Genomic DNA, 14,881 nt, shown 5'->3' with positions numbered 1-14,881 from the left:
CGGTGTCCAACGAGGACCGGCTGGTCGAATACCTCCGGCGGGTGACCGCCGAGCTGCAGCAGACGCGCACGCGCCTGCAGGAGGTCGAGTCCGGCGAACCCGAGCCGATCGCCGTCGTCGGCATGAGCTGCCGGTACCCCGGCGGCGTCGCCTCGCCCGACGACCTGTGGGAGCTGGTGCGGGACGGCCGCGACGCCGTCACGCCGTTCCCGGCCGACCGCGGCTGGGACCTGGCCGCACTGTCCGATCCGGACGGTCGCGGCGGCAGTCACGCGGCTGCGGGCGGATTCCTCGACGACGTCGCGGGCTTCGACGCGGGCTTCTTCGGCATCTCGCCGCGCGCCGCGCTGGCCATGGATCCGCAGCAGCGGCTGCTGCTGGAATCGGCGTGGACGTTGTTCGAGGACGCCGGCATCGACCCGGCGAGCCTGCGCGGCGGCCGGACCGGCGTGTTCGTCGGCGCGTCCTCCTCCGGCTACGGAACCGGCTGGGCCACGGCACCCGAAGGCCTCGAAGGCCACCTGCTGACGGGCAACGCGGGCAGCGTCATCTCCGGCCGCCTCGCCTACCAGTTCGGGCTGGAGGGCCCGGCCGTCACGATCGACACGGCGTGCTCGTCGTCGCTGGTCGCGCTGCACCTGGCCGCGCAGGCGCTGCGCGCGGGCGAGTGCTCGCTTGCGCTCGCCGGCGGCGTCATGGTGCTGGCCTCGCCGACGCTGTTCGTCGAGTTCAGCCGCCAGCGCGGGCTGGCCGCGGACGGGCGCTGCAAGTCCTTCGCCGCGGCCGCGGACGGCACCGGCTGGGCCGAAGGCGTCGGCCTGCTGATGCTGGAACGGCTGTCCGACGCCCGCCGCAACGGGCACGAAGTGCTCGCCGTCGTCCGCGGCTCCGCGGTCAACCAGGACGGCGCGAGCAGCGGCCTGACCGCGCCGAACGGTCCGTCGCAGCAGCGGGTGATCCGCGACGCGCTGGCCGGGGCCCGGCTCGCCCCGTCCGATGTGGACGCCGTCGAGGCACACGGCACCGGCACCCGCCTCGGCGACCCGATCGAGGCGCAGGCCGTCCTCGCGACCTACGGCCGCGACCGGCAGCAGCCGCTGTGGCTCGGGTCGCTGAAGTCGAACATCGGGCACGCCCAGTCCGCCGCCGGTGTCGGCGGCGTGATCAAGATGATCCAGGCGCTGCGCCACGGCGTCCTGCCGAAGACCCTGCACGTCGACGAGCCGACCCCGCACGTCGACTGGACCGCAGGCAACGTCCGGCTGCTCACCGAGACGACGCCGTGGCCGGAGACCGGGCGGCCGCGCCGCGCGGGCGTGTCGTCGTTCGGGATGAGCGGCACCAACGCCCACGTGATCCTGGAACAGGCCCCGGCGCCCGAACCGGCCGCGCTGAATCCCCTGCCGGTCACGCCGGTCCTGCTGTCCGCCCGGACGGCGGAAGCACTGCGGGAGCAGGCGTTCCAGTTGTCCACTGTGGATGCCGATCTGCTGGAGCTGGGTGCTGCGCTGGCCACCCGGGGTGGTCTGGAGCACCGTGCCGTCGTGGTCGCCGACTCCGGCGACATGCTGCGGACGGCGTTGCGCGAGTTCGACGTCATCCAGGGCGAGCCCGGCGGCAAGACCGCGTTCCTGTTCTCCGGCCAGGGTTCGCAGCGGGCCGGGATGGGCCGCGAGCTGTACGAGACGTTCCCGGCCTACGCGGCGGCCTTCGACGCGGTGTGCGCGCACCTCGACCCGCGGGTGAAGGAACTGTCCGGCTCGCCGGACACCGAGCTGGCCCAGCAGGGCATCTTCGCGCTCGAAGTCGCCCTCTACCGGCTGCTCGAATCCTGGGGGGTGCGGCCGGACTTCCTGCTCGGCCACTCGGTCGGCGAGATCGCGGCCGCGCACGTCGCCGGCGTCCTCACGCTCGAAGACGCGTGCGCACTGGTCGCGGCCCGTGGCAGGTTGATGCAGGCCCTGCCGGAAGGCGGTGCCATGATCGCGGTGCAGGCGTCCGAAGAGGACGTTCTGCCGCTGCCGGAGGGTGTGTCGCTGGCCGCGGTGAACGGCCCGGACTCGGTGGTGCTGTCCGGGGTCGCCGAAGCGGTCGAGGCGGTGGCGGCGAAGTTCGCGAAGACCAAGCGCCTCAACACGAGCCACGCGTTCCACTCGGCCCTGATGTACCCGATGCTCGCGGAGTTCCGAGCGGTCCTGGACGGGCTTTCTTATGCCACTCCGGCGATCCCGAGCGTGTCCACTGTGGAGGACGACGCAGCCTGGGACGCGGGTTACTGGGTCCGCCAGGTGCGGGAACCGGTCCGCTTCCACGACGGTGTCGAGCGGCTGCGTGCCCAGGGCGTCACGGTGTTCGCCGAACTGGGCCCGGCCGCCGTGCTGGCCCCGCTCACCGACGGTGCCGTCCCGCTGCTGCGGGCCGACCGGTCCGAGCCCGCCACGCTGATCCGCGGGCTCGCGACTCTGCACGTCCGCGGCACGGCCGTCGACTGGCCGGCGTTCTTCGGCGGCACCCGGCGGCTTCCGTTGCCGCACTACCCGTTCGAGCACGAGCGGTTCTGGCTGGCCGCGCCCGCCGCGGCCGGCGACGTCTCCGCTGCGGGGCTCACCCGCCCCGACCACCCGCTGCTGGGCGCCGCACTGGCGCTGGCCGACGGCGACGGTTTCCTTTGCACCGGCGTCCTTTCACCGCGCTCGCACCCGTGGCTCACCGACCATGTCGTGCTCGGCTCGACGCTGGTGCCCGGCACGGCGTTCGTCGAGCTGGCGCTGCGCGCGGCCGAGCAGGCCGGCTGCGACCGCATCGACGAGCTGACCCTCGAAGCGCCGCTGACCCTCCCGGACGGCGGCGCCGAGATCCAGCTCAGCGTCGACCCCGCCCGCACCCTGCGCATCTACTCGCGCCCGGCGGGCTCGGCGTTCGACGAGCCCTGGACCCGGCACGCGACCGGCACGCTGTCCACCGGAACCCGGCCCGCCGCGGGCCCGGCCGAGTGGCCGCCCGCCGGCGCCGAACCCGTCGACGTCGACGACCTCTACGCCCGCTTCGGCGACCGCGGGTTCGCCTACGGCCCGGCGTTCCAGGGTCTGCGCGCGGCCTGGCGCCGCGGCGACGACGTCTTCGCCGAGGTCACGCTGCCCGGGGACGACGCCGGGAAGTTCGCCCTGCACCCCGCGCTGCTCGACAGCGCGCTGCACGCGATGGCGCTCGGCGTCCTGCCGGACACCGGCGCGGGCCGGGTGCCGTTCAGCTGGACCGGCGTGACCGTGCCCGCGCGCGGCCGGTCGGCCCTGCGCGTCCGGCTCTCGGCGACCGGCCCGGACACGATCACCCTCACCGCCACCGACGACGCCGGGCAGCTGGTCGCGACGGTCGAAGCGCTGACCGTGCGGCCGGTCGCCGTGCCGCGGCAGTCGCTGTTCGCCGTCGACTGGCCGCAGCTGCCGCCCGGCGGGACGGCCGAGGACGTCCGGCCGGTGTTCCTGACCGTGGACGGCGGCACGGACCCCGCCGCGGTCCACGCCGCGACCACCCGGGTGCTCGCCGCGCTGCAGGACTGGCTTGCCGCGCCGCACGAGCCCGACGAGCGTCTCGTCGTCGTGACCCGTGGCGCGGTCCCGGTCGAGGACGACGTGACCGACCTCGCCGGTGCCGCCGTGTGGGGGCTCGTGCGCTCCGCCCAGGCCGAGCACCCGGACCAGTTCGTACTGGTCGACGCCGCCTCATCGCCGGCACGGTTCCCGGCGGGGGAGCCGCAGTTCGCCGTCCGCGACGGCCGCGTCTTCGTGCCGCGCCTGGCCCGGGCCACCGCCCCGGCCGCGGCGGCGCCGGCCTGGGACACCGTCCTCGTCACCGGGGGCACCGGCGCGCTCGGGTCCGCCCTCGCCCGGCACCTGCGGGACCGGGGCGCCGGACGCGTCGTCGTCGCCGGTCGCCGCGGTCCGGCCGCCCCGGGTGCGGCCGCGCTCGCCGACCTCGGCATCGAGGTTGTGACCTGCGACTTCACCGATCGCGACGCCGTCGCGGAGCTGCTGGCTTCGCTGCCCGGCCTCGATGCGGTGGTGCACACGGCCGGCGTCCTCGACGACGGCGTGCTTTCCGCGCTGACCCCTGAGCGGCTCGCCGCCGTGCTGCGGCCCAAAGTGGACGCCGCGTGGCTGCTGCACGAACTCGCCCCGGACGCCCATCTCGTGCTGTTCTCCTCGGTCGCCGGTGTCTTCGGTGCTGCCGGGCAGGCGAACTATGCCGCGGCGAACTCCACTTTGGACGCACTGGCGGCGCACCGCCGGTCCCTCGGGCTGCCCGCCACGTCGTTGGCCTGGGGCGCCTGGGAAACCGGCATGGCCACGTCCGGAATGTCCATTGAGGATGGTCTCGCGCTGTTCGACGCGGCGCTGGCGGCCGACCGGGCCCTGACCCTGCCCGTCCAGCTCGACCTCGCCGCCTTCCGGTCCGGCCCGGTGCCGGCGTTGCTGCGCGGCCTGGTGCGGACCCCGGCCCGGCGGGCCCGGCCGGTGTCGTCGCTGGGCGAGCGGCTCGCCGCCGTCCCCGCGGCCGAGCGGGAGGAACTGCTGCTGGAGCTGGTTCGGACCGAAGCCGCGGCCGTCCTCGGCCACCAGCCGGGCGCGCGCGTCGACGCGACGAAGGCGTTCAGCGACCTCGGGTTCGACTCGCTGACCGCGGTCGAGCTGCGCAACCGGCTCGCCGAGGCGACCGGGCTGCGGCTGCCGTCGACGCTGGTCTTCGACCACCCCGGCGCGGACGCGCTGGCCGCGTACCTCGGCGCCGAGCTGCTGGGCACGTCGGTGTCCGAGGTCTCAGCGGCCGTCGTCGCGGCCGACGAGCCGATCGCGATCGTCGGCATGAGCTGCCGCTACCCGGGCGGGATCGCCTCGCCCGAAGACCTGTGGCGGCTGGTCGCGGATGGCCGTGACGGCATCGGCGAGTTCCCGACCGACCGCGGCTGGACCGTGGGCTATGACCCGGACCCCGCGCACGCGGGCACGACCTACACCCGCGAAGGCGGCTTCCTCTACGACGCGGCGGAGTTCGACGCGGCGCTGTTCGGGATCAGCCCGCGTGAGGCACTCGCGATGGACCCGCAGCAGCGGCTGCTGCTGGAGTCGTCCTGGGAGGCGTTCGAGCACGCGGGCATCGCGCCGGACTCCCTGCGGGGCAGCCGGACCGGCGTCTTCGCGGGCCTGATGTACCACGACTACGGCGCCCGCCTGACCACCGCGCCGTCCGACGTCGAGGGGTTCCTCGGCATCGGCAACTCCGGCAGTGTCCTTTCCGGACGGATCGCGTACTCGTTCGGGCTGGAGGGCCCGGCGGTCACAGTGGACACTGCGTGTTCGTCGTCGCTGGTGGCGTTGCACCTGGCGGCGCAGGCGTTGCGGTCCGGCGAGTGCTCGCTGGCGCTGGCCGGCGGCGTGACGGTGATGGCGACCCCGGCGACGTTCGTCGAGTTCTCGCGCCAGCGCGGCCTGGCGGCCGACGGCCGCTGCAAGTCGTTCGCCGCCGCGGCCGACGGCACCGGCTGGGGCGAGGGCGTCGGCGTCCTCGTCCTGGAGCGCCTGTCGGACGCCCGCCGCAACGGGCATCGCGTGCTGGCGGTGGTGCGCGGGTCGGCGGTCAACTCCGACGGCGCGTCCAACGGCCTCACGGCGCCGAACGGGCCGTCGCAGCAGCGGGTGATCCGGTCCGCGCTGGCGAACGCGGGGCTCTCGACGTCCGATGTGGACGCGGTCGAGGCGCACGGCACCGGCACGCGGCTCGGTGACCCGATCGAGGCGCAGGCCGTGCTGGCGACCTACGGGCAGGACCGGGCCGAGCCGCTGTGGCTGGGGTCGATCAAGTCGAACCTCGGGCACACGCAGGCGGCCGCGGGCGTCGCCGGGGTGATCAAGATGGTGCAGGCAATGCGGCATGAGCAGCTGCCCCGGACGTTGCACGTCGACGAGCCGACCCCGCACGTCGACTGGACGTCCGGCGACGTCCGGCTGCTGACCTCGGCCGTTCCGTGGCCTGCCGGTTCGCGGGTGCGCCGGGCCGGGGTGTCCTCGTTCGGGATCAGCGGGACGAACGCTCACGTGATCTTGGAGGAGCCCGAGCGCCCCAATGTGGCCTTGGAGCGCTCGGGGAGCGCGGTGCCGTGGGTGCTCTCGGCACGGAGTGAATCGGCGTTGCGGGAGCAGGCGAGGCGTCTGCTGGAGGCGGCGCCGGACGAGCCGATCGAAGCTGTGGCCCGGACGCTGGCCACCGGACGCGCCGCCCTGGACCACCGGGCGGCCGTCGTCGGCACCGACCGGGACGAGTTGCTGCGCGGGCTGTCCGCGATCGCCTCGGATTCGGCCGCGCTCGGTGTCCACATCGGACAGGCTGCGGGTGGCAAGGTCGCGTTTCTGTTCACCGGGCAGGGTTCACAGCGGGCCGGGATGGGTCGCGAGCTGTACGAGACGTTCCCGGCCTACGCGGCGGCCTTCGACGAGGTGTGCCGGTACCTGGACCCGCGGGTCAAGGAGCTGTCGGGGTCGGCGGAGACCGAATTTGCGCAGCAGGAGATCTTCGCGGTCGAGGTGGCGCTGGTCCGGCTGCTGGCGTCGTGGGGCCTCCGGCCCGGCGCCGTGGCCGGGCACTCGGTCGGCGAGATCGCGGCCGCGCACGCCGCCGGGATCCTCACGCTCGAAGACGCGGCCGCGCTGGTCAAGGCGCGAGGCCGGTTGATGCAGGCCCTGCCGTCCGGTGGGGTGATGATCGCGGTGCAGGCGTCCGAAGAGGACGTCCTGCCGCTGCCGGAGGGCGTGTCGATCGCGGCGGTCAACGGGCCGGACTCGGTGGTGCTGTCCGGTGTCGCCGAGGCCGTCGAGGCGGTGGCCGCGAAGTTCGCGAAGACCAAGCGGCTCAACACCAGCCACGCGTTCCACTCCGCGTTGATGGACCCGATGCTGGGCTCGTTCGCCGCGGCTTTGGACGGTCTCGCCTGCGCGTCACCGGCAGTGCCGTTCGTGTCCACTGTGGACGAATCGCGGGAGCTGTCGCCGGAGTACTGGGTGCGGCAGGTGCGCGAGCCGGTCCGGTTCGCCGACGCCGTCACCCGGCTGCGTGAGCAGGGCTGCACGGAGTTCGTCGAGATCGGCCCGGACGCCGTCCTGGCCGCGCTGGTCGACGGGGCCGTGCCGCTGCTGCGCGCGGGCCGTCCCGAGGTCCCGGCGGTGCTGACCGCGGTGGCCCGCCTGCACGTACGCGGGGTTTCGCCGCGCTGGGCGGACGTCTTCCGGCCGTCGGCGCCGGTCGACCTGCCTGCCTACGCGTTCGAGCACAGCCGTTACTGGCTCGACGCCGGCCCGGCGGCGGGCGACGTGACGGCACTCGGGCAGTCCGCGCCCGGTCACCCGCTGCTGGGAGCGGCAGTCGAGCTGCCAGGGGCGGGCACGGTGTTCACCGCGGCGCTGTCGGCGCGGACGGCGCCGTGGCTGGCCGAGCACGAGGTCCTCGGGACGGTGCTGCTGCCGGGTGCGGCGTTCGCGGAACTGGCGCTGCGCGCGGGCGCCGAGCTGGGCTGCCCGGTCGTCGAGGAGCTGACGCTCGGCGCGCCGCTGGTGCTGGACGGCGAAGCCGCCCTGCGTGTGACGGTCGGCCCGCTCGACGGAACCGTCCGCCCGGTGACGATCCATTCGTCCTATGGGGACGGTTGGACACTGCACGCGTCCGGCACGGTCGGTTCGGTCGCCGCACCGGCGGAGGACCTGACGGAGTGGCCGCCCGCGGGAGCGGTCGCGGTGCCGGTGGAGGACCTGTACGACCGCGCGGCCGAGCAGGGTTTCGGCTACGGACCGGCATTCCAGGGCCTGCAGGCGGCCTGGCGCCAGGGAGCGGCGGTGTTCGCCGAGGTCGCCCTGCCCGCGGACCACGCACCGGAGGCGGCGGGCTACGGCCTGCACCCGGCCCTGCTCGACGCGGCGTTGCACGGAGTCGGCCTCGGCGGTTTCGTCGAGGGCCCGCACCTGCCGTTCACGTGGACGGGCGTTTCCCTGACGACGCCGGGAGCATCGTCGCTGCGGGTCCGCCTGACCCCGGCGGGCCCGGACGCGGTGGCCCTGACCTTGGCTGACGCGGCGGGCCGGGCCGTGGCGAGCGTGCGTTCGCTGGCACTGCGCCCGGTTTCGGCGGCTCAGGTGACGCCGACGCACGCGCTCTACCGCCTGGACTGGGTCCCGGCGAGCGAAACGCCTCTGGAGGCCACCTTCAGGGCACTGGCGGACCTCACCGGCCAGGCTCCGGGCTCCGGCTCGGCCGGGCAAGAGCGCCCCAATGTGGCATTGGGTGCGTTGGACGCACCGAACGCCGCGCTGGGTGCGCCGGATGCACCGAAGGCCGCCTTGGGTGCGCTGAGCGCACCCAAGGCCACCTTGGGGCGCTCGGGGCCCGCGGTCGTCGCAGTCGAGTGGGAGCCCTGTGAGCTGCGCGAAGCCGTCGCCAGGGCGCTTCGGCTGGTGCACGCCTGGCTCGCCGAGGACACCGGCTCCCGGCTGGTCGTCGTCACCCGCGGGGCCGTGGCCACGCGGCCCGGTGAGGACGTCACCGACCTCGCCGCCGCCGCGGCGCGAGGCCTGCTGCGGACCGCGCAGCAGGAGCACCCCGGCCGGTTCGTCCTTGCCGATCTCGGGCCCGGCGACGAGCTTCCCGCCCTGCCCGACGAGCCCGAAGCCGCCGTCCGGGGCGGCCGGGTTCTCGTTCCGCGGCTTGGCCGCGCCACCGACGTGGGTGCGCCCCTGACCCTGGACGGGACCGTCCTGATCACCGGCGGCACCGGCGCCCTCGGCGCGGCCGTCGCGCGGCGGCTGGCCACCCCCGACCGGCACCTCGTACTCACCTCGCGACGCGGACTGGACGCTCCGGGCGCCCAGGATCTCGTCGCCGAGCTGACCGGGAACGGCACCCGCGTCACCGTCGCCGCCTGTGACGTCGGCGATCGGGACGCGGTCGCCGCGCTGCTCGCCGAGCACTCCGTCACCTCGGTCGTGCACGCTGCCGGGGTTCTCGACGACGGCCTGCTCGCCGACCAGACCCCGCAGCGCCTCGCCGCCGTGCTCGGGCCGAAGGCCGACGCTGCCCGGTGCCTGCACGAACTCCTGCCGGACACGCCGCTCGTGCTGTTCTCCTCGGTCGCCGGGGGCTTCGGCAGCGCCGGGCAGGCCGGGTACGCCGCCGCGAACGCCTATCTCGACGCCCTCGCCGCCCACCGCGTCGCGCACGGGCAGCCCGCCCGGTCGCTCGCCTGGGGACCGTGGCTCGACGGCGGCATGGCCGCCGGGCTCGGCGCGGCCGAACGGCGGCGCATCGAACGCACCGGCCTGCGCCCGACCGACACCGCCACCGGACTCGACCTGTTCGACGCCGCCCTCGCGCACGCCGAGCCCGTCCTGTGGCCGGTGCTGCTCGACCACGCCGGCCTGCGTGCCCAGGGCGAGCACCTTCCGCCCATCCTGCGCGGCCTGGTCCGGGCGCCGATCCGGAAGGCGCGGCGCACGGAGAACCTGCTCGACCTCGTCCGCGAGGAGTCCGCGGCCGTGCTCGGGCACTCCTCCGCCGCCGCGGTCGAACCCGGGCAGGCGTTCTCCGACCTCGGTTTCGACTCGCTGACCGCGGTCGAGCTGCGCAACCGGCTCGACACCGTCACCGGGCTGCGGCTCGCGGCGACCGTCGTCTTCGACTACGCCACGCCCGCCGCGCTCGCCGCGCACCTCGAGGCCGAGCTGTCCGGCGACCGCGCCGAAACCGCCGTGGAGATCGCGAAAGCCGTCGATGAGCCGATCGCGATCGTCGGCATGAGCTGCCGGTACCCGGGCGGGATCACCTCGCCCGACGACCTCTGGCGGCTGGTCCTCGACGGCCGGGACGGCATCGGCGAGTTCCCGGCCGACCGCGGCTGGGACGTCGGCTACGACCCCGACCCCGGAAACACCGGCACGACCTACACCCGCGAGGGCGGTTTCCTTTACGACGCAGCGGAATTCGACGCGGCGTTCTTCGGGATCAGCCCGCGCGAGGCGCTGGCCATGGACCCGCAGCAGCGGCTGCTGCTGGAGACGTCGTGGGAGGCGTTCGAAAGCGCCGGGATCGACCCTGGGACGCTGCGCGGCAGCCGCACCGGCGTGTTCGCGGGCCAGATGTACCACGACTACGGTGCGCGGCTGACCACGGTGCCAGAAGGCGTCGAGGGATTCGTCGGCATCGGCAACTCCGGCAGTGTCCTTTCCGGACGCGTCGCCTACTCCTTCGGCCTCGAAGGCCCGGCGGTCACTGTGGACACTGCGTGCTCGTCGTCGCTGGTCACCCTGCATCTGGCCGCCCAGGCGCTGCGCCAGGGCGAGTGTTCGCTCGCGCTCGCCGGTGGTGTCACGGTCATGGCGACTCCGGCGACGTTCGTCGAGTTCAGCAGGCAGCGCGGTCTGGCTCCCGACGGCCGCTGCAAGCCGTTCGCGGCGGCCGCCGACGGCACCGGCTGGTCCGAGGGCGTCGGCGTCCTCGTCCTGGAACGGCTGTCGGACGCCCAGCGCAACGGCCACCGTATCCTGGCCGTGGTCCGTGGTTCGGCGGTCAACTCCGACGGCGCGTCCAACGGCCTGACCGCGCCCAACGGGCCGTCGCAGCAACGCGTGATCCGCGCAGCGCTGGGGGCCGCGGGCCTGACACCGTCCGATGTGGACGTCGTCGAAGCGCACGGCACCGGCACGAAACTCGGCGACCCGATCGAGGCGCAGGCCGTGCTCGCCACCTACGGGCAGGACCGGGAAACGCCGCTGTGGCTGGGGTCGATCAAGTCCAACCTCGGGCACACGCAGGCCGCCGCGGGCGTCGCCGGGGTGATCAAGATGGTCCAGGCACTGCGCCACGGCGTGCTGCCGAAGACGTTGCACGTCGACGAGCCGACCCCGCACGTCGACTGGACCGCCGGGGACGTCCGGCTGCTCACCGAGCCGCTCGCCTGGCCGGACGGCGGCCGGGCCCGCCGCGCCGCCGTGTCGTCGTTCGGGATCAGCGGCACCAACGCCCACGTCATCCTCGAAGCCGTTCCGGCGCCCGCGGAAGCCGTGGCCACGCACCCGTGCCCGCCCGTGGTGCTCACCGCCAAGTCGCCGTCCGCGCTGCGCGCCCAGGCGGCGCGGCTGCGGGCCCACCTGGCCGCCCAACCCGGCGAATCGCTTCCGGCGGTCGCCCGTGCGCTGGTCACGACGCGGCCGCAGCACGCCCACCGCGCCGTCGTCGTCGGCGACGTCCCGGCCGGGCTGGCCGCGCTCGGCCGGGGTGAACCCGGCGTCGTCACCGGCGCGGTGACGCCCGGGCGGACCGCGTTCCTCTTCACCGGCCAGGGTTCCCAGCGGCCGGGGATGGGCCGCGAGCTGTACGAAACGTTCCCGGTCTACGCGGCGGCGTTCGACGCCGTGTGCGCGCACCTGGACCCGCGGCTGCGCGAGGTCGTCTTCGAAGGACAGTCCGAACTGGATGCCACGGAGTTCGCTCAGCAGGCGATCTTCGCGCTGGAGGTCGCGCTGTTCCGGCTGCTGGACGCGTGGGGTGTCCGGCCGGACGTCGTGCTGGGACACTCGGTCGGCGAGATCGCGGCCGCGCACGTCGCCGGGGTGCTGAGCCTGGAAGACGCGGCCGCGTTGGTCACGGCACGCGGGCGGCTCATGCAAGCCCTGCCCGAGGGTGGCGCGATGGTCGCCGTCCAAGCGTCCGAAGTGGACGTTCTGCCGTTGCCCGAGGGTGTGTCGCTGGCCGCGGTCAACGGGCCGGACTCGGTGGTGCTCTCCGGCGACGCCGACGCGGTCACCGCCTTCGCGGCGGGGTTCGCGAAGACCAAGCGGCTCAACACCAGCCACGCCTTCCACTCCGCGCTGATGGAACCGATGCTCGACGAGTTCCGCGCGGTCGTCGAAGGCCTGACGTTCGGTGACTCCGCCATCGAAATCGTGTCCACAGTGGAGGACGGTGACCCCGGGACCGCGGCGCACTGGGTGCGTCAGGTCCGCGAACCGGTCCGGTTCCACGACGGCCTGGAGACCCTGCGGGCCCAGGGCGTCACGGACTACCTGGAGCTGGGACCCGACGGCGTCCTGACCGCGATGGTCGGCGACGGCGAGGCCGTCCCGGCACTGCGTGCGGACCGGCAGGAAGCGGAAACCCTGCTCACCGCGCTGGCCCGGCTGTACGTCCGGGGCCGCGACGTCGACTGGGCCGCCGGGTTCGACGGCGGCGGGCACGTCGACCTGCCGTCGTACGCCTTCCAGCGGGAACGGTTCTGGCTGGCGGCCCCGCCTGCCACGGACGGCACGACCACCGGGCATCCGCTGCTCGCGGCGCTCATCCCGCTGGCAGGCGAGGACGGCGTCCTCGGCACGGCCCGGCTGTCGCCGCGGACGCACCCGTGGCTGGCCGACCACACCGTCGGCGGGACCACGCTGCTGCCCGGGACGGCGTTGCTGGAGCTGGTGCTGCGGACCGCGGCCGAGGCCGGCTGCGACGTCGTCACCGAGCTGACCCTGGAGGCGCCGCTCGTCGTGCCGGACCAGGGCGTTCAGCTGCAGGTCAGCGTCGGCGCGCCGGAAGCGGGGGAACGCCCGGTGCGGATTCACGCCCGCCGGGACGACACCGAGCCGTGGACGCGGCACGCCACCGGCACGGTGGCCGCGGGCGCGAAGCCCGTGGTGGCGCTGACCGAGTGGCCGCCCGCGGACGCCGAACCCGTTGCGGTGGACGAGGTGTACCCGCGCTTCGCCGAAGCCGGGTTCGGCTACGGCCCGGCGTTCCAGGGGCTGCGGGCCGCGTGGACGCGCGGTGAGGAACTGTTCGCCGAGGTCTGGCTGCCCGAGGTCCACTCCGGATTCCTGCTGCACCCGGCGTTGTTCGACGCGGCCCTGCACACGGCCGCGTTGCAGGGCGACGGCACGGCGAAGCTGCCGTTCGCGTGGACCGGCGTCCACCTGACGGCAAGGGGCGCGACGAGCCTGCGGGTCCGGCTGACGCCGGTGCCGGACGGCTTCGCGCTCGCGCTGGCCGACGGCACGGGCGCGCCCGTGGGTGTCGTGGACGCGCTGGCACTGCGGCCGTTCTCGGCCGAAGGGCTGGGGGTGCGGGACGCGCTGTTCCGCGTCGACTGGGTCCCGGCCGAGGTCACGGAGGCGCCGTACACGCGCTGCACGGTGCTCGGCGACGACCCGGACCTGGTCGCGGCTCTGGAGGCGGCCGGGGTCGTGAGTGGTAATTCGGGTTCTAACCCTAATTACCACTCACGAGAACTTGCGGAAGACCGCCCGGCCGAGGTTGCCTTCCTCCCGGTGCCACGAGTGCCCGGCCCGGTTCCGGACGCCGTGCGGGAGACCGTCACCGGCGTGCTGGCCACCGTCCAGGAGTGGGTGGCCGGGGACGGGCCGCGGCTGGTCGTCGTGACGCGTGGTGCGGTCGCGGCCCGGCCCGGCGAAGCCGTCCCGGATCTCGCCGCCGCGGCCGTGTGGGGCCTGCTGCGCTCTGCGCAGGCCGAGCACCCGGACCGGTTCGCCCTCCTCGACCTGGACAGCTCGGCCGCGGTCCCGGTGCCGACCGACGAACCCCAGGCCGCGCTCCGCGACGGCCACCTCCTGGTGCCGCGGATGGCGCGGGTCCGCGTCGGCGATCGCGAGGTCCCCAAGACGTCCGGCACCGTGCTGGTCACCGGCGGGACCGGGGCCCTCGGCGCGGCCGTCGCCCGGCACCTGGCGGCTCAGGGCGCCGAGCACCTGGTGCTGGTGAGCCGTCGCGGGGAAGCGGCGCCCGGGGCGCCGGAACTGGCCGCTGAGCTGCGGGAACTCGGCGCGGACGTCACGCTCGCCGCGGCCGACCTCGCCGACCGGGACGCCGTGGCCGCGCTGCTCGCCCGGCACCCGGTCACCGCGGTCGTGCACGCCGCCGGTGTCCTCGCCGACGGCGTCGTGGAAACCCTGACGCCGCAGCAGATCGAGTCCGTCCTGCGGGCCAAGGCCGACGCCGCCTGGCACCTGCACGAGCTGGCCGCCGACGTCGAGGAGTTCGTCCTGTTCTCCTCGGCCGCGGGCACGCTCGGCACGCCGGGCCAGGCCAACTACGCGGCGGCGAACACCTTCCTCGACGCGCTCGCCGCACACCGCCGTGCGGCCGGGATGCCGGCGCAGTCCCTCGCCTGGGGCCTCTGGGCCGACGGCATGGGCGACGGCGACCGCCGCGGCGGTGTCACCGCACTGTCCACTGAGGACGGCCTGGCGCTGTTCGACGCGGCCCGCGCGGACGGCTCGGCGACGTTGGTCCCGATGCGGCTCGACCTCACGGCGGCGGGCGACGTCCCGGCGCTGCTGCGGGGTCTCGTGCGGGCCCCGTCCCGCGCGGCCGCGCCGGCGCAGCTGCGGGAACGCCTGGCCGCGGTGCCCGAAGCCGAGCGGCACGCGCTGCTCGTCGGGTTCGTCCGCGCCCAGGCGGCGGCCGTGCTCGGGCACGCCGACCCGGATGCCGTCCCGGCCCGGCTCGCGTTCCGCGACCTCGGCTTCGACTCGCTCACCGCGGTCGAGCTGCGCAACCGGATCGGCGCCGAAACCGGTCTGCGGCTGCCGGCCACGCTGGTGTTCAGCTACCCGGACGCCGCCGCGCTCGCCACGCACCTGGAAGCCGAGCTGCACGTCGAACCGGCCGAGCCGGACCTGGCCGCGGTGCTCGCGGCCATCCCGGTGGAACGCCTGCGCGCGGCCGGGCTGCTCGACGCGTTGCTGCGCCTGGCCGAACCGGAAGCGGCCGCCCCCGAAGAAGACCCGATCGACGCCATGGACGTGGACGACCTCGTCTCCCTGGCGCTCGACCTCCCCTGACCCGA

1 protein-coding gene is annotated in these 14,881 nt (G+C 74.8%); it reads left to right on the top strand.

The window, feature by feature from the left end:
* Nucleotides 1–2: 2 nt before the first annotated feature.
* Nucleotides 3–14,876, top strand: coding sequence for an SDR family NAD(P)-dependent oxidoreductase (locus ABJI51_RS40180; protein ID WP_348956418.1), 14,874 nt, complete (start codon nt 3–5; stop codon nt 14,874–14,876).
* The last annotated feature ends 5 nt before the right edge of the window (nt 14,877–14,881 follow it).

Origin of the sequence: Amycolatopsis melonis, from assembly GCF_040064235.1 — a bacterium.
Lineage (GTDB): Bacteria > Actinomycetota > Actinomycetes > Mycobacteriales > Pseudonocardiaceae > Amycolatopsis > Amycolatopsis melonis.
This window is presented reverse-complemented; position numbering and strand designations above follow the sequence as displayed.